The sequence below is a fragment of the Dermacoccus sp. PAMC28757 genome, assembly GCF_014302635.1.
In the GTDB taxonomy this organism is placed as follows: domain Bacteria; phylum Actinomycetota; class Actinomycetes; order Actinomycetales; family Dermatophilaceae; genus Dermacoccus; species Dermacoccus abyssi.
In genome coordinates this window covers 1,241,947-1,257,871 of sequence record NZ_CP060292.1, presented here as the reverse complement: position 1 = coordinate 1,257,871, position 15,925 = coordinate 1,241,947, and the positions used below count along the sequence as shown (strand labels likewise).

Annotated in this window: 13 protein-coding genes; 9 read left to right on the top strand and 4 right to left on the bottom strand. The window is 68.6% G+C overall.

Going from position 1 to position 15,925, the window contains the following annotated elements; translation table 11 throughout:
* Positions 1-3: 3 nt before the first annotated feature.
* Positions 4-264: a MoaD/ThiS family protein gene (locus tag H7F30_RS06115; RefSeq protein WP_047312344.1), complete on the bottom strand. Its 261-nt coding sequence runs from the start codon at positions 262-264 to the stop codon at positions 4-6.
* A 52-nt stretch (positions 265-316) separates the two neighbouring features.
* Between H7F30_RS06115 and H7F30_RS06110 the strand changes: the two genes are divergently transcribed.
* The 9 genes from H7F30_RS06110 (at position 317) to H7F30_RS06070 (ending at position 10,391) form a co-directional block, all read left to right on the top strand.
* On the top strand, positions 317-1,006 hold the full coding sequence (locus H7F30_RS06110) for a response regulator transcription factor (protein WP_129665542.1): 690 nt from the start codon (positions 317-319) through the stop codon (positions 1,004-1,006).
* 9 nt (positions 1,007-1,015) lie between these two features.
* Positions 1,016-1,918, top strand: a complete 903-nt coding sequence (gene mshD / locus H7F30_RS06105; protein ID WP_187037398.1) for a mycothiol synthase — start codon at positions 1,016-1,018, stop codon at positions 1,916-1,918.
* A 10-nt stretch (positions 1,919-1,928) separates the two neighbouring features.
* Positions 1,929-4,322: an RNA degradosome polyphosphate kinase gene (locus H7F30_RS06100; RefSeq protein WP_187037396.1), complete on the top strand. Its 2,394-nt coding sequence runs from the start codon at positions 1,929-1,931 to the stop codon at positions 4,320-4,322.
* The gene (locus H7F30_RS06095) at positions 4,319-5,287 is read left to right on the top strand and encodes an NUDIX hydrolase (RefSeq protein WP_187037394.1); all 969 of its coding nucleotides are present in this window, start codon (positions 4,319-4,321) and stop codon (positions 5,285-5,287) included. The genes H7F30_RS06100 and H7F30_RS06095 overlap by 4 nt, the downstream gene beginning before the upstream one ends.
* Before the next feature lie 180 nt (positions 5,288-5,467).
* Positions 5,468-6,586, top strand: a complete 1,119-nt coding sequence (gene pstS / locus H7F30_RS06090) for a phosphate ABC transporter substrate-binding protein PstS (protein WP_187037392.1) — start codon at positions 5,468-5,470, stop codon at positions 6,584-6,586.
* 136 nt (positions 6,587-6,722) lie between these two features.
* Positions 6,723-7,754 carry a phosphate ABC transporter permease subunit PstC gene (gene pstC / locus H7F30_RS06085; protein ID WP_187037390.1) on the top strand — a complete coding sequence of 344 codons (1,032 nt, stop codon included), beginning with the start codon at positions 6,723-6,725 and terminating at the stop codon, positions 7,752-7,754.
* A complete protein-coding gene (gene pstA / locus H7F30_RS06080; protein ID WP_129665532.1) occupies positions 7,751-8,656 on the top strand; it encodes a phosphate ABC transporter permease PstA in 906 nt (301 codons plus the stop codon). The genes pstC and pstA overlap by 4 nt, the downstream gene beginning before the upstream one ends.
* 42 nt (positions 8,657-8,698) lie before the next feature.
* A complete protein-coding gene (gene pstB / locus H7F30_RS06075; RefSeq protein WP_047312351.1) occupies positions 8,699-9,475 on the top strand; it encodes a phosphate ABC transporter ATP-binding protein PstB in 777 nt (258 codons plus the stop codon).
* Between the two features lie 664 nt (positions 9,476-10,139).
* On the top strand, positions 10,140-10,391 hold the full coding sequence (locus tag H7F30_RS06070) for a hypothetical protein (RefSeq protein WP_047312352.1): 252 nt from the start codon (positions 10,140-10,142) through the stop codon (positions 10,389-10,391).
* A 332-nt stretch (positions 10,392-10,723) separates the two neighbouring features.
* Here H7F30_RS06070 and H7F30_RS06065 read toward each other — a convergent pair whose 3' ends face one another.
* Genes H7F30_RS06065 through treY form a run of 3 tightly spaced genes read right to left on the bottom strand, consistent with a single transcriptional unit; the run spans position 10,724 to position 15,891 of the window.
* Complete coding sequence (locus H7F30_RS06065; protein ID WP_129665528.1) at positions 10,724-11,350, bottom strand: hypothetical protein; 627 nt, start codon at positions 11,348-11,350, stop codon at positions 10,724-10,726.
* Positions 11,351-11,380: 30 nt separating this feature from the next.
* Complete coding sequence (treZ, locus tag H7F30_RS06060; protein WP_255464977.1) at positions 11,381-13,228, bottom strand: malto-oligosyltrehalose trehalohydrolase; 1,848 nt, start codon at positions 13,226-13,228, stop codon at positions 11,381-11,383.
* Complete coding sequence (gene treY, locus H7F30_RS06055) at positions 13,228-15,891, bottom strand: malto-oligosyltrehalose synthase (RefSeq protein ID WP_255464976.1); 2,664 nt, start codon at positions 15,889-15,891, stop codon at positions 13,228-13,230. Before treY ends, treZ begins: the two co-directional genes overlap by 1 nt.
* Positions 15,892-15,925: the final 34 nt, after the last annotated feature.

Genomic DNA, 15,925 nt, shown 5'->3' with positions numbered 1-15,925 from the left:
CGCTCATCCCCCGGCGAACGGCGGGAGAAGTTCCACCGTGACGCCCTCGGCCACCACGGCGTCGTCGTCGAGACGCCGACCGTCGGCCAGGGCGCTGCAGCGCGCCAGGACGTCACCCATCGTCGGGTGCGCTGCGAGCGCCGCGCGGCGCACGTGTCCCACGGTGACAGGGTTCGCACCCGAGACGTCGAGGTCTTCGGTCTGCACACCGGCGGCCGCTTCGGCGCCGGCCCAGTAGCGAACTCGGACGCTCGTCGTGTCCACTCTTCGGCCCTTCCTTTCGGTGGCTTACCTGCACCAACCGTAGTCTTGACGCGTGGCGCACCTCCTCCTGCTGACGAACGCACGCGGTGCGAGCGTCGAGGTTCTGCCCGCGTTGGGGGCGCTCGCCCACCGGGTTCGCGTCATCGCCCCGGAGGCTTCGGCGGTTGCCACCCGCACCGACACCGACCTCGTCCTGCTCGACGCGCGCTCCGATCTGGTCGCCATGCGGGGCGTCTCCACGTCGCTCGAGAAGCTGCTGCCCGATCTGCCCGTCATCGGCGTGTTCACCGAGGGCGGCCTCGTGGCGCTGACCACGCAGTGGGCCGTCAGCGACGTTCTCGTCGACACCGCCGGGCCGGCCGAGGTGGACGCTCGCATCCGGCTCGCCCTCGCGCGCTCGGGCGCCGACGAGGAGCGCACGGCGCGCATCACCGCGGGTGAACTCGTCATCGACGAGGACGCCTACTGGGCACGCATCCGCGGCACTGCGCTCGATCTCACGTACAAGGAGTTCGAGTTGCTCAAACACCTCGCCGGCCACCCCGGCCGTGTCTTCACGCGCGATCAGCTCCTGCAGGAGGTGTGGGGCTACGACTACTTCGGTGGCACCCGCACCGTCGATGTCCACGTGCGGCGCCTGCGCGCGAAGCTCGGCCCCGAACACGACGCCCTCATCGGCACCGTGCGTAACGTCGGCTACCGCTTCGTCGAGCAACCGAGGCGCCCCGATGCCGCTCGTTAGGGTGGTTGCATGACCTATCGCGTACGCCCCGCCGATCTTCCAGACGACTCCGCCGCGATCCTCGCCCTCGCCGCGAGCGCCGAGGCGGTCGACGGTGTCGGCGCGCTCAACGAGGAGTCGCGCCTGGCGATCCAGCGTGGCGCCGGCGACAGCGTGGTGCGCGTTGCCGAGGGCGACAGCGACGAAACGATCGTGGGCGTCCTCGTCGACGCCGAGGGCGACGGCGCCGCGTGCGATCTCGTGACGCACCCCGAGCATCGCCGCCGGGGCGTCGCCACGGCGCTGCTCGCTGCCGAAGGGGAGAACGTCGAGCGTTACGGCGTGTGGGCCCACGGCGACTTCGAGAGTGCGCGCGCCCTAGCCGAGGCGCTCGGTCTGGAACGCGTGCGCGACCTGTGGCAGATGAGCCGCGAGGTCAGCCCCGAGGAGACGTTCGACGTCGAGCTCCCCGGGGGGTTCGTCGCCCGTCCCTTCGACGGCAGTGACGACCAGGCCCGGGCCTGGCTCGACGTGAACGCGGCGGCCTTCGTCCACCACCCCGAGCAGGGCCGGATGACGATGGACGACCTGCGCGCGCGTATGGCAGAGGAGTGGTTCGAGCGCGAAGGGCTCATTCTCGTGTGGCACGAGCCGAGCGGCGAACTGGCCGCGTCGCATTGGACGAAGCGTGAGCCCGGCAGCGACACGGGCGAGGTGTACGTCGTCGCCGTCGCACCGGCCTACCAGGGCCGCGGGCTCGCCGGACCGCTGACGAACCTCGGGCTGGCCCACCTCGCCGGGCTCGGCGTCCACGAGGTCGAGCTCTACGTCGAGGGCGACAACGAGCCCGCCAAGGCCACCTACACACGTCGCGGATTCCACAAATCGGCTCAGGACGTCCTCTACGTTCACACCGGCGCCGAGAGCCTGTAACGATAGGGGCATGACTGCCTCGACCTCCGGTTCGAAGAACACCCCGAAGGCCTCCGCGAGCAAGCGCACGCCGGCCAAGAGCGGCTCCGGCAAGCAGACGCCGGCAAGTCCACGTACCGCCACTCCGGCCGGCGCCGACGCCACGCTGGATGCAGCAACGGGCACCGGCGAGGTGGCGCCACCCGCGCCGAACACCACGTCGTCGGCTGCCGTCGCCCGGTTCAAGCCCCGCGCCGCCGCACGCCCGCGGGCCGCCGAGAACGCTCCCCGCCCTGACGCCGAACGCGACAAGGCTCCGAACGACCTGCCGGGCGATCGCTTCCTCGACCGTGAGATGTCGTGGCTGCAGTTCAACGAGCGCGTCCTGCAGCTCTCCACCGACCCGAACGTGCCGCTGCTCGAGCGCGCCCGCTTCCTGTCGATCTTCTCGAGCAACCTCGACGAGTTCTTCATGGTGCGAGTCGCCGGCCTCAAGCGCCGCATCGCTGCTGGTCTCGCCGTGCGTTCGGCCTCCGGCCTCGAACCGCGCGAGCTCCTCGACGACCTCACCCGCGCCTCGCACGACCTCATGGATCTCCACGCGGGCGTCTTTCAGCGTCAGGTGCGCCCGGCGCTCGAGGACGAGGGCATCCAGCTGCTCAAGCCGACACAGCTGACGGAGGCCGACCGCGAGTACCTGCGCCGCTACTTCGAGTCGCAGGTCTTCCCCGTCCTCACGCCGCTCGCCGTCGACCCGGCGCACCCGTTCCCCTACATCTCGGGCCTGTCGGTCAACCTGGCCGTCCTGCTCATCGATCCGAAGACGGAGCGCGAGCACTTCGCCCGCGTCAAGGTGCCGCCGCTGCTGCCCCGCATGGTGAAGTTGCCTGCAGGGCCGGACGAGGACGCGCTCTACCACGCCCGCTTCGTCACGCTCGAGGACGTCATCGCCGAGCACCTCGACGTGCTCTTCCCCGGCATGGAGGTGCGAGAGCACTTCACCTTCCGCGTCACCCGCAACGAGGACCTCGAGGTGGAGGAGGACGACGCGGAGAACCTCCTCACGGCTCTCGAGAAGGAACTGACGCGTCGTCGTTTCGGTGCGGCTGTGCGCCTCGAGGTGGCCGACGACATGGACGCCCACGTCCTCGAACTGCTCACCCGCGAACTCGGCGTGAGCGACGACGAGGTCTTCCGCCTGCCCGAACCGCTCGACCTGCGTGGCCTCGGCGACATCGCCGATCTCGACCGCAGCGAGCTGCAGTGGCCGCGCTTCCTGCCGAAGACGCACCCGCTGCTCGCACCCGTCGAGCGCTCCGAAGCCCCCGACATCCTCGGCGCGATGCGCAGCAGCGACATCCTGCTGCACCACCCGTACGACTCGTTCTCGACGTCGGTGCAGGCGTTCGTCGAGCAGGCCGCCGCCGACCCGGACGTCCTCGCGATCAAGCAGACGCTCTACCGCACGAGCGGAAACTCCCCCATCATCACGGCGCTCATCGACGCCGCACAGGCCGGCAAGCAGGTGCTCGCCGTCGTCGAGATCAAGGCCCGCTTCGACGAGGAGAACAACATCTCCTGGGCCCGCAAGCTCGAGCGCGCGGGCGTCCACGTCGTCTACGGCATGGTGGGGCTCAAGACGCACGCCAAGCTGTGCCTCGTCGTGCGTCACGAGGGCGACGGCATCCGCCGCTACTGCCACGTCGGCACCGGCAACTACAACCCGAAGACGGCGCGCCTGTACGAAGACCTGGGCCTGCTCACCACCGACCCGGACGTGGGCGAGGACATCGGACGCCTGTTCAACCAGCTCTCGGGCATGGCCCCGCGTGCCAAGTTCAAGCGCCTGCTCGTCGCCCCGCGCTCGGTTCGCAGCGGGCTGCTCGAACGCCTCGACGCTTGCATCGAGGCCGCCAAGTCCGGCAAGAAGGCCACCGTCTCGATCAAGGTGAACTCGATCGTGGACGAGCAGATCATCGACGCCTGTTACCGCGCCTCGCAGGCCGGCGTGAAGGTGAACGTGCTCGTACGCGGCATCTGCGCCCTGCGCCCCGGTGTGCCGGGTCTCAGCGAGAACATCGAGGTCCGCTCGATTCTCGGTCGCTTCCTCGAGCACAGCCGCGTCTTCATCTTCGAGATCGAGGGCAAGGAGCCGGCCGTCTACATCGGCAGCGCCGACATGATGCACCGCAACCTCGACCGCCGCGTCGAGGCCCTCGTCGGGCTCACCGACGAGCGTCAGGTCTCGACCCTCATCGATCTCGTGGCCGCAGGTATGAGCGACGCCACGTCGTCGTGGCGTCTCGATGCAGAGGGCCGGTGGCACCGTGAAAATCTCCTCACCGACGGTGAACCGAAGCACGACTACCAGGCCGACCTCATCGAGGCCTACTCCAAGCGCCGTCGCAAGGCCCGTCGCCGGTGAGCAACGGTCGCCGCAGCAGCAACACGTCGGTCGTGGCCGCCGCCGGCGCGCTCGTGTGGCGCCGCCGTCAGGGGCGCCTCGAGGTGGCGCTCGTCCACCGCGCCCGCTACGACGACTGGTCCTGGCCCAAGGGCAAACTCGACCCCGGCGAGACGTTCGCCGAGGCGGCTGTGCGCGAGGTGCTCGAGGAGACAGGTCTGGCCGTCCGTCTCGGCATTCCGCTGCCCGAACTCGTCTACGGCCTCGCCAACGGCAGCACCAAGGTGGTGCGCTACTGGGCGGCCGAGGTCGTCGGCGGCAGTGGCGCGCTCGACCACGAGGTCGACGAGGTCCGCTGGCTCACCGTTGAGAATGCCCGGCGCAAGCTGAGCTACTCGCGGGATCACCTGCCACTCGACGCGCTCGTCGAAGCGGAGCTCACCGGGCGCCTCGAGACGTGGCCGTTGCTGCTCGTACGTCACTCTCACGCTCAAGCCCGCTCTGCCTACCGCGGTTCCGACGACGCTCGACGCCCCCTGAGTGATCGCGGCAAGCAGCGCGCGAAGGCCCTCGTGCCGGTCCTCGGTGCGTGGACGCCCGAGCGCGTCGTCTCGTCGTCGTCGGCCCGCTGCGTCCAGACGGTCAAGCCGTTCACGAACGCCACGGGCACGCCGCTTCGCACGAAGGCCGCGTTGTCCGAGGAGACCTTCGAGGTCTCCCCCGCCAAGGCCGGGCGACAGCTCGTCAAGGCGTTCGAACGCGGTCTACCGGTCGCGTTGTGCACCCACCGCCCACTCCTGCCGGCGCTCGTCGCAACGCTGTCCGAGCACGCTCCGAAGGGATCTCCGGCCCGTCGCCTGCTCGGTCGCATCAAGGCCAACGGCATGGACAAGGGCGAGGTTCTCGTGTGTCAGATGCTGGGCTCGGGAGCGAACGCTCAGGTGATCTCGGTCGAGCGGTTGCGCACGCCTGTGCTCGAACGCTGACGCGCCCTCACCGACGCGGCCAACCGCCGGTCGGAAACGGATGTGATGCACATATCATTCGGGCGGCGTCACGTTCACGCTCCGTTCACCGAAGCAGGGCCATCCGGTCACTCTCGACGCCTATGTTCCATCACGTCCAGGCGCATGCCCGGAATCCAGTTTTCGAGAGGTACACCCACCGTGAAGATCACGAGCATTGCCCGCATCTCCAGTGTCGCGCTCGCGAGCGCCCTTGCCCTGAGCGCCTGTGGCAGCGAGACGTCCGGTTCCGACAACTCGTCCTCCAAGTCCGGCGGCGGCTCCTCGAGCGAGTGCGGAACGAAGGCCCTCAAGGCCGAGGGTTCCACCGCCCAGGACAACGCCATTCAGGAAGCCATCAACTCCTACGGTGAGAACTGCTCCGACGCCACCGTCACTTACAACGGCACCGGTTCCGGTAACGGCATCAAGCAGTTCATCGCCAAGCAGGTCGACTTCGCCGGCTCCGACTCCGCGCTCAAGACGAAGCCGAAGGACGGCAAGATCGAGGTCGACGAGGCCAAGAAGGCTTGCGCTTCCGATGCCTGGAACATCCCGATGGTGACGGGCCCGATCGCGGTGTCCTACAACCTCAAGGACGTCAAGGACCCGATCACCCTGACGCCCGCCGTCCTCGCCGACATCTTCAACGGCAAGATCACGAAGTGGAACGACCCGGCGATCGCCAAGATCAACTCCGGCGTCAAGCTCCCGGCCAAGGACATCAAGGTCTTCTTCCGCTCCGACGAGTCGGGCACGACGGAGAACTTCACGAAGTACCTGAACGGCGCCGCGAAGGACAAGTGGACGGCCGAGCCGGCCAAGAAGTGGACCGGCAAGGGTGAGGGCAAGGCCAAGACGGCCGGCGTCGCCTCCGCCGTGAAGTCCACCGACGGTGGCATCACCTACGCCGAGTGGTCGGCTGCGCAGGACAACGGCCTCCAGGTCGCCAAGATCGACAACGGCGCCGGCGCCGTCGAGCTCACGGGTGAGTCGGCCGGCAAGGCCGTCGAGGCAGCCAAGATCGACGGCAAGGGCAACGACCTGCGCCTCAAGCTCGACTACACGACGAAGGAGAAGGGCACCTACCCGATCGTCCTCGTCACGTACGAAATCGTCTGCTCGAAGTACTCGGACGCCGAGAAGGGCAAGTCGGTCAAGGCGTTCCTCAACCACTTCGCGAGCGAGGACGTGCAGAAGGGCCTCGAGGAGCAGGGTTACGCCCCGCTGCCGACCTCCGTCCAGGAGAAGGTCAAGACGGCCGTCAACGCCATCAAGTGATGCTCGACGCCTGACGGGGTGCTCGGGGCGAACTCGCCCGAGCACCCTGCGGCACGTCCGGGGAAACGGATCGACTGCCGATGTGGGTGTCTTCTTCGATCCATCGACCAGAACGAGCAAAGGGGCAGGAAAGCTCATGAGTTCAATCACCGGCGTCTCGGCGGCCGACACGCCCGTCCCTGACGACGACCCGCACGAGGGCGGGCCCGAAGACCGCACGCCCGCCGGCGACGGCGCCTCGACGGGGCGCCTCGGCGACAAGATCTTCTCCGCCCTCGCCTCCGGCGCGGGAATCCTCGTCGTCGCACTCGTCACCCTCGTCGGCGCCTTCCTCGTCATCCAGGCGATTCCGGCGCTGGCGGACAACGACTCGAACTTCCTGCTCTCGCAGGACTGGGACGTCGACTCCTCGCCGCTGCACTTCGGTATCGCACGTCTGCTGTGGGTCACCGTCGCGACCTCGCTGGTGGCCATGGCCATCGCCGTGCCGTTCGCGGTGTGCATCGCGCTGTTCCTCACGCAGTACGCCCCCTCCTGGCTCGCCAAGCCCGGCGCGGCCTTGATCGACCTGCTCGCCGCCGTCCCCTCGATCGTGTACGGCCTCTGGGGTCTGTTCACGGTCGGCCCGCTCTTCCAGCCGGTCCAGGACGTGATCACCTCCGTTCTCGGCTGGTTCCCGCTCTTCAGCGAGACGCAGACCAGCGCGGGCAGCACGATCTTCTTCGTCAGCGTGATCCTCGCCATCATGATCCTGCCGATCATCACGGCCCTCTCGCGCGAGGTCTTCGCGCAGACGCCGCAGGCGCACAAGGACGCCGCGACGGCTCTGGGCGCCACGAAGTGGGAGGTGATCCGCACCGCGGTGCTCCCCTTCGGCAAGCCCGGCATCATCTCCGCGTCGATGCTCGGTCTCGGCCGCGCGCTCGGCGAGACCGTGGCCGTCATGATGATCGTGTCGGCTCTGGCTCCGAATGCGGACTGGAACTGGTCGCTGTTCACCGGCGGTGAGACCTTCGCCTCGAAGATCGCCAACAACGCCGGCGAGTTCGACAACCCGACGAAGACCGGCGCCTACATCGCCGCCGGTCTCGTGCTGTTCATCCTGACGTTCGTCGTCAACTCGCTCGCCCGCATCGTCATCGAACGCAGGAAGGCCTTCTCCGAATGAGCACGGCAGTTGTGGACCAGGCCTCCGGGAGCCTGGGCAAGAAGGGTCAGTCCGGTGGCCGCGCAACGAAGAACGCCATCGCCAGGGTCGTGATGTGGGCGGCGTTCCTCATCGCGCTCGTCCCGCTCGTGTGGATCATGTGGACCGTCATCTCCAAGGGCGGCCGCCTGCTGCTCGACGCGGGCTGGTGGACCGAGAGCCAGCGCGGCGTCGGCCGACGCGAACAGGCCGGCGGAGCGGCTCACGCCATCCAGGGCACGCTCATCCAGGCCTTCGTCACGGCCCTCATCGCCGTTCCGATCGGTGTTCTCACGGCCGTCTACCTCGTCGAGTACGGCCGCGGCCGCCTCGCGAAGGCCGTCAGTTTCATGGTGGACATCCTCACCGGTATCCCCTCGATCGTGGCCGCGCTGTTCATCTACGCGCTGTGGGTGACGACGTTCGGGTTCACCCGCATTCCGTTCGCGGTGTGTCTCGCGCTCGTCCTGCTCATGATCCCCGTGGTCGTGCGCTCGACGGAGGAGATGCTCAAGCTCGTGCCGAACGAGCTGCGCGAGGCGTCGTACGCGCTCGGTGTGCCGAAGTGGAAGACGATCATGAAGGTCGTTCTTCCGACGGCTTTCTCCGGCATCGTCACCGGTGTCCTGCTGGGCCTTGCCCGCGTCATGGGTGAGACCGCGCCACTCCTCGTCCTCGGCCCCTACTTCCGCGGTCTGTCGCCGAATCTCTTCGACGGTCTCATGGCAACGCTGCCGACGATGATCAACGAGGGTCGCGACAACATGTCCGTTCCGGCAACCAACGAGCGCGTCTGGGCTGCCGCGTGCACCCTCATCCTCCTCGTTCTCATCCTCAACCTGCTGGGCCGCCTCGTGGGCCGCCTGAGCAAGGTCAAGAACTGACATCCGCATCGACGGATACGACTTCGAAGGAAACTGAGTCACATGAGCAAGCGGATCGACGTTCAGAATCTCAACGTCTTCTATGGCGACTTCCTCGCCGTCAAGGACGCGTCCATGACCATCGAGCCCCGTTCGGTCACGGCTTTCATCGGCCCGTCCGGCTGCGGCAAGTCGACCTTCCTGCGCACCCTCAACCGCATGCACGAGGTCATCCCGGGCGGGCGCGTGGAGGGCAAGGTGCTCCTCGACAACGAGGACCTCTACGGCCCCGGTGTCGACCCGGTGGCCGTGCGCCGTACCGTCGGCATGGTCTTCCAGCGCCCCAACCCGTTCCCGACGATGTCCATCGGTGACAACGTCGTCGCGGGGCTGCGCCTCAACGGCGTGAAGGACAAGAAGGTGCTCGCCGAGAAGATGGAGGAGTCGCTGCGCGGAGCCAACCTCTGGAACGAGGTCAAGGACCGTCTCGACAAGCCGGGTGCCGGCCTCTCCGGTGGTCAGCAGCAGCGTCTGTGCATTGCCCGCGCGATCGCCGTCTCCCCCGACGTTCTCCTCATGGACGAGCCGTGCTCGGCGCTCGACCCCATCTCGACCCTCGCCATCGAGGATCTGATGAACGAGCTCAAGAGCGAGTACACGATCGTCATCGTCACGCACAACATGCAGCAGGCCGCTCGTGTGGCCGACCGCACCGCGTTCTTCAACCTCGAGGCGACCGGCAAGCCGGGCATGCTCGTCGAGATGAACGACACGCAGAAGATGTTCTCGAACCCGGACCAGCGGGCGACGGAGGACTACATCTCGGGCCGCTTCGGCTGAGCGAATGCGGCGTGAGGATCGGAGCGCAGCGTAGCGAGCACCGGACCGGAGCGCCGCACCGAGCTCAGCCAAGAAGGAATCGGCTGAGCGAAGGTCGTGTCGACGAAGAACGGAGCCCGGGGTACCACCGCAGCGAAGCGAGGATGGTGCCCCGGGCTCCGGGCGTACGGAGACGCGCATCGAAGCGGCGTGAGGATCGGAGCGCAGCGTAGCGAGCACCGGACCGGAGCGCCGCACCGAGCTCAGCCAAGAAGGAATCGGCTGAGCGAAGGTCGTGTCGACGAAGAACGGAGCCCGGGGTACCACCGCAGCGAAGCGAGGATGGTGCCCCGGGCTCCGGGCGTACGGAGACGCGCATCGAAGCGGCGTGAGGATCGGAGCGCAGCGTAGCGAGCACCGGACCGGAGCGCCGCACCGAGCTCAGCCAAGAAAGAATCGCTGAGCGAGGTTCACTACCTCTGGCTTCGGCAAGGCACTCCGACACTGCGCGTGTCGGAGGCCTTCGTCCTTCTCGAACAGCGTCCGCCTGCAGCCGTACCCGCGTCTCACCCCAACCGGTGAAGCAACCTAGCTGGACAAACGTCCACAAGCGTGATGATCATTACACGGATATCCGGGGCCTCTTCGCCTGTCGTTCACCACGACGTCATGCACACTTGGGGGCGTGGCGAATGAAGCAATCGCGCTCGGGGGAACGTCGCGCAAGAAGATCCTCAAGCGACGCAAGAAGCAGGTCATCGAGCGAGGGGCCGAGCCGACCCCCGACGAGATCGTGTTCTCCGACACCCCCGGCATCATCGACGACGGCAACTTCAGCTTCGGCGTGTGTCACGTCTGCGAGTGGCGCGGCAAGGGACGACGGGCCCGCGAGAAAGCGCGTCGGGACGCCGCCGAGCACTACCTGCTCGAGCACTGAGGCCCATGGTTCCGTCCCCATGAAAACGCTCACCCCGCAGCAGCGAGGTGAGCGTTCCGACGTGAAGCGCGCTGGGCCGGGAGCGCCTCTCGGCACGTGGCCGCTCGTGGCGGCTGAATTTGGGACCCGGGGCTACCGCGGCCCAGCGCACGTTCAAGCCTAACGACTGAGTGCGGCGATTTCATTCCCCGAACGGGTGGCATGTGCCACGACCTTGGGACCGCCCCTACCGCCGGCGTCATCGCTGGGCAGGGTTTCCTGCATTCGGGCCGAGGAAGACACTGCCCGAGCGCAGGAAAGTCTGCCCAACGTCGTCGAGCAGGCGCTCCACATCAGTCGAGCGATCCGATGCGCCAAGCGGCGGCGCACTTCGTCAGGTCACGAGCCGTGTCACCGAGGAGCGCAGCGCTACGCGCCTCACCGTCGGCTCGAGCGTCGTCGTGTCCGTCGTGACGCTCCGCGCGCTCGGCCCGTCCGCTCGCGACGACGCGGCAGAACGCGGCAGCCCGCTCGAGCGCGACGGCGAAGTCACCCGTGAACGCGCCCTCGAGAATGCGGTCGACGAGGTGCTCGATCTCCTTCGGGCCGTACGGGTCGGCCGAACCGGCGACCGCGTGCGAAACCTGCGCGTGCCGGATTCCGGCCGTGTAGTCCGCCGACGCCTCGACCGACGCCCGCCGCACCCACTCGCGCAGCGTGTAGAGGCGCCACATCGCGCCCGGGAGGGACACTGCGGGACGCCCCGACCACAGCTGCGCGAGCGTCGATAGGCCGATCTCGTCGGTGAGCGCGATGAGTCGACGCGTCACCTCGGGGTCGGAGTTGGTGCGCCCCGCGCCCACGAGCACGGCCGCGCTCTCGTGCGCCACCGCCGTCACGTCCGCCGGGTCGGGTGCGCCGGCGAACGACTGGAAGTCACGATCGGTGAAGAACAGCGGCTTGTGGTGGGCGCGAGCCAAGAGCGGGTTTCCCTTCGTCAGGTCGGCGTCTCAGCGCAGGAGCACGACCGAGTCCGTCGGGATGACGACGCTCGAGCCGCTGCCGTCGCGGCCTTCACGCACGTCGACCGTGTGCCAGGCCGCGACGACCTCGCCCGCTTCGGTGACGGGCTCGTCGCTGAGGTTGACGACCACACGAAGGTCGCCTCGGTGGACAACGACGACGCTGCTCGAACCCTTCCCGCGGCGCTCCACCCGCGTCGTGCCGAGATCGTCGGCGGCGAGCGCCTGCTCGTCACGGCGCAGGCGGATGAGGGTGCGGTACCAGTCGAGCAGGAGCGCAGACTCCCCCTCGGTGTCGTCGAGTTCGCTCCAGTCGAGGGTCGAGTTGGTGAACGTCGACTCCTCCTGCGGGTCGGGCACCTCGTCGCCCCATCCGTGCGCGGCGAACTCCTCGGCGCGACCGCGCGACGTCGCCGCGGCGATCTCGGGGTCGTCGTGGTCGGTGAAGAACTGCCACGGCGTGCGAGCGCCGTACTCCTCCCCCATGAACAGCATGGGGGTGTAGGGCGAAGACAGCAGAAGCGCTGCACCACAAGCCAACCGACCGACGGAGAGCAGGTGCGACAAACGATCGCCGGAGGCGCGGTTACCGACCTGATCGTGCGTCTGCAGCGATGCGACGTAGCGCCAGCCGGGCGTCTGCGCGGGGTCCACGGGGCGCCCGTGACGGCGCCCGCGGAAGCTGGAGTACGTGCCGTCGTGGAAGAACGGCGTCGTGAAGACCTTTGCGAGCGCCTCCTGATCGGCGAAGTCCTCGTAGTAGCCCTGGGTCTCGCCCGTGAGCAGCACGTGCAGGGCGTGGTGGATGTCGTCGGCCCACTGGCCCGTGAGGCCCAGGCCGGAGGAGCCACCGTCGGCCACGGCGATTTCGCCGGTCACCGGCTCGCGCCGGCGCGGCGTCACAGTGGCGGGGTCGTTGCGGTCGGACTCGGCCACGACGACGACGCGGCGTCCGAGGCGCTCGGCTGCGGCTTCGAGGTTGGCGACGATCTCCTCGAGGATGTGCACGGCCGAGTCGTCGACGAGCGCGTGCACGGCGTCGAGGCGGAAGGCGTCGACGTGGAAGCGCTCGAACCACATGAGCGCGTTCTCGATGATGAAGCGACGCACCTCGTCGCTGTTCGGGCCGTCGAGGTTGATGGCCGTGCCCCACGGGGACTGGCGGGCCTCGTTGTAGATCGGCATGAAGACCGGCAGGTAGTTGCCGTTCGGCCCGAGGTGGTTGTAGACGACGTCGAGGCACACGGCGAGGCCCTTGGCGTGGCACGCGTCGACGAACGCCTGGAACGCCTGCGGGCCGCCGTAGGCGCTGCTCGTGGCGTACCAGTTGACGCCGTCGTAACCCCAGTTCCAGCGGCCCGGAACGGCATTCACCGGCAGGATCTCGACGTGCGTCACGCCGAGGTCGACGAGGTGGTCGAGGCGAGCAGCCGCCGCCTCGAACGTGCCCTCCTCGGTGAACGTGCCGATGTGCAGTTCGTAGAAGACAGCGCCCTCGAGACCGTTGCCGCCGGCGCGCGTGTGGTGGCCCTGCCACTCGGCGTCGCTCCACTCGTACTCACCGAGGTCGACGACCTGGCTCGGGCCGTGCACGCCCTCGGGCTGCAGCAGGCTGCGCGGATCGGGACGCAGGTCGCCGCCGTCCACGCTGAACGCGTACTCGCTGCCGACGGCGAGCGGCTCGCGCGAGTGCCACCAGCCGTCGTCACCGGAGCGCATGAGGGAACGTACGCCGTCGGCCACGAGGTGGACGCTGCGCTCGGCGTTGGGCGCCCAGACCGAGATGGTCTGCGCCGACCCGGTGAAGTCGGGCGATGCGTAGGTGGTCATCGTCATCACTTCTCCTGCACGAGCACGTGCACGTGCCCGAACTCGTGGGGTTCGAGGTCGCCCAGACGCAGCGCTTGGCCGTCCGTGACGACGACGCGCTGACCGCTGAAGGCGTGACGCCACGTGCCCGCCGAGAGGGGCACGTCCGCGTCGGCGAGCGTGTTGTCGCGCAAGGCGCGCGAGGCCGCGCGCACCCCGACCACCGCAACGGCGAACGGGGCGCCGTGCTCGGCATGTTCGAAGGCGTGGTCCGTCGCGTCCGCCTTGGCTCCTTTGTCGCGGTTCACCAGACGCTGGACGCTGCGTCCGGCGTCGGACACGCGTCGACCCGCGTCCGCGAGGTGACGGCGCGCGACCGAGCCGGCCGGCAGCGCACGCTCGAAGGCAACGACGTACTCGTTGTCGGATTCGAGCGGCCTGTAGGTCGAGCCGGGGTTCGCAGGGTCGTGCACATCGGCCGCGAGGCACTGCGCCACGAGGCGCGGACGCGAACCCGGCACGTCGAGGCGGCGCTCGAGCTCGGCGTAGTCGACGCTGCGACGGTTGTCGGGGTCGACGAGGCTGAGCGTCGGGCGTTCGCTGCCCTGATAGGTGTCGGGCACGCCCGGCAGGAACAGTTCGAGCACCTTCTGCGAGTCACCGGTGAGGCGGATGGCCTCGGCGTTGTCGCGACGCGCGGCGAGGATGCGCTCGCGCAGATCGGCGGCGAGGGTCGACTTCGCATCCGCTGACGCCGCAGCTTCGCCCTGCTTGTCGTTCGCCGGCGCGTCGAGCACGAGGCGGGCGAGGCCGAGCACCTGCTCCTCGTACGTCTCGTCACCGTCGATCCAGGCGGTGAACACCTTGGCCTCGCGCAGCGCCTTCGTCAGGTAGTCGTCGAGGCGCTGGGCGTCGATGCCGAGGTCGTGCGAGCCGTCGTCGTCGACACCGAAGGCCGTGGAGAACCCGGCGATCGTCTGCCACACGAGGTGAACCGCCCCCCTGTCGACGCCCGCGGCGTCGGCGAGCGCGAAGGCGGCCTCGGAGCACTCGCGCCACGCGTCGGTGTCGCCGGCGAGGGCGAGCAGTGCGGCTCGGACGTCCTCGCTGCGCTTCGTGTCGTGCGTCGAGAGCGTCGTCATCGTGCGCGGCCACTGCTTGGCGTTGTGCTGCGCCCACGCGTGGAGGCGGTGCGGGCCCGCGTCGGTGAGCACCGCAGGGTCGCCACCCACCTCGTTGAGCGCGGTGAGCGTGTGCCAGCGGTAGAAGAGCGTGTCCTCGATCGACTTCGCCATGACCGGGCCCCACGTCTGCTGGAGACGGACGGCGAAGTCGGCCGACGAGCTCTCGGTGTCGACGAACTCGTCGGCTCCGGCCGTCGGGCGCACGAGCGCGATGGGTTTGAGGGCGTCGATCTCCGTCACGAGATCGGGACGGCTCTCGCGCGCTGCCGCGAGGGCGTCGTCGAGGTGGGCCTTCGCCCGTGCGTCCATACGCTCACCCGGCACGAGGTAGGCGCGGTACACCGGCGCGGCGACGAGCAGTTCGACGATTGCGGCGCGCAGACGAGCGCGCTCGAGGTCGGGGCGCACCTCGCTCGCGCGGCGGGTGAGCCGCTCGACCTCCGCCACCAGGCCGTTCTCGACGACGAAACGCTTCGCGTCGGCCGCTGCCTCGTGGACGTCGTGGGCGTCGCCCTCGGCGAGGGCTCGCTGCCACACCTCGTCGAGAACGGGTGCCGCCGCGTCGTCCACGAGCGCTGCCGTGATCGCCGCCATCGCGTCATAACCGGTCGTGCCCGCGCATGCCCAGTCCTTCGGCAGGTCCTCCCCCGGCTCGAGAATCTTCTCGACCCAGATCGGGGTGTCCTTGCGGCACTCCTTCGCGAGGCGCGCGAGGTAACCGCGCGGGTCGGCGAGGCCGTCGGGGTGGTCGATGCGGAAACCGTCGATGTGGCCGGCGTGGTGGAGCTCGAGCAGCAACGCGTGGGTGGCGTCGAAGACCTCGGCCACCTCGACACGCACGGCGATGAGCTCGTTCACCTCGAAGAAGCGGCGGTAGTTGAGCACCGTGTCGCGCTGGCGCCAGAAGGCCAGGCGGTAGTGCTGGGCGTCGAGGAGGGAGCGCAGTTCGTCGCCCGTGGGTTCCTCCGAGACGCCGTCGAGGGTGCCGGCCGCGACGGGGAAGTCGTGCTCGTAGTACCGGATGACCGGCTCGTCGCCGCTGCGGTCGAGCGTGATGGCGCCTTCGGCGATCTCCTGCTCGAGCGAGTTGCCGAGGATCGGCACGCCGAGCTTGCCGTCACCGGCCGCCCAGTCGACATCGAACCAGTGTGCCGTCGGGGCGTCCTGGCCGCCCTTGAGCAGCGCCCACAGCGGGCGGTTGCCCGACTCGGGCGCGACGAAGGCCATGTGGTTGGGCACGACGTCGACGATGACGCCCAGGCCCATCTCGTGTGCGGCGTCGGCGAAGGCGACGAAGGCCTCCCGCCCACCGATCTCGGGGTTGACGCGCGTGTGGTCGAGGACGTCGTAGCCGTGCACCGAGCCGGGCACCGCCGCGAGGATCGGCGAGCAGTAGGCGTGCGAGATGCCCAGCTTCTTGAGGTAGGGCAGCTGGGCCCGAGCGTCGTCGAGGGTGAAGTCGGCGTGCAGTTGGAACCGGTAGGTGGACGTCACAGGCACACTCATGCCCTTAGCCCACCACCAAACGGGGCGAAAATCG

What these genes read in the sequence shown, in the direction of transcription:
- mshD (WP_187037398.1), top strand. Translation starts at nt 1,016, where the DNA reads ATGACCTATCGCGTACGCCCCGCCGATCTTCCAGACGACTCCGCCGCG.
- pstA (WP_129665532.1), top strand. Translation starts at nt 7,751, where the DNA reads ATGAGCACGGCAGTTGTGGACCAGGCCTCCGGGAGCCTGGGCAAGAAG.
- H7F30_RS06100 (WP_187037396.1), top strand. Translation starts at nt 1,929, where the DNA reads ATGACTGCCTCGACCTCCGGTTCGAAGAACACCCCGAAGGCCTCCGCG.
- treY (WP_255464976.1), bottom strand. Translation starts at nt 15,891, where the DNA reads ATGAGTGTGCCTGTGACGTCCACCTACCGGTTCCAACTGCACGCCGAC.
- pstB (WP_047312351.1), top strand. Translation starts at nt 8,699, where the DNA reads ATGAGCAAGCGGATCGACGTTCAGAATCTCAACGTCTTCTATGGCGAC.
- pstC (WP_187037390.1), top strand. Translation starts at nt 6,723, where the DNA reads ATGAGTTCAATCACCGGCGTCTCGGCGGCCGACACGCCCGTCCCTGAC.
- treZ (WP_255464977.1), bottom strand. Translation starts at nt 13,228, where the DNA reads ATGACGATGACCACCTACGCATCGCCCGACTTCACCGGGTCGGCGCAG.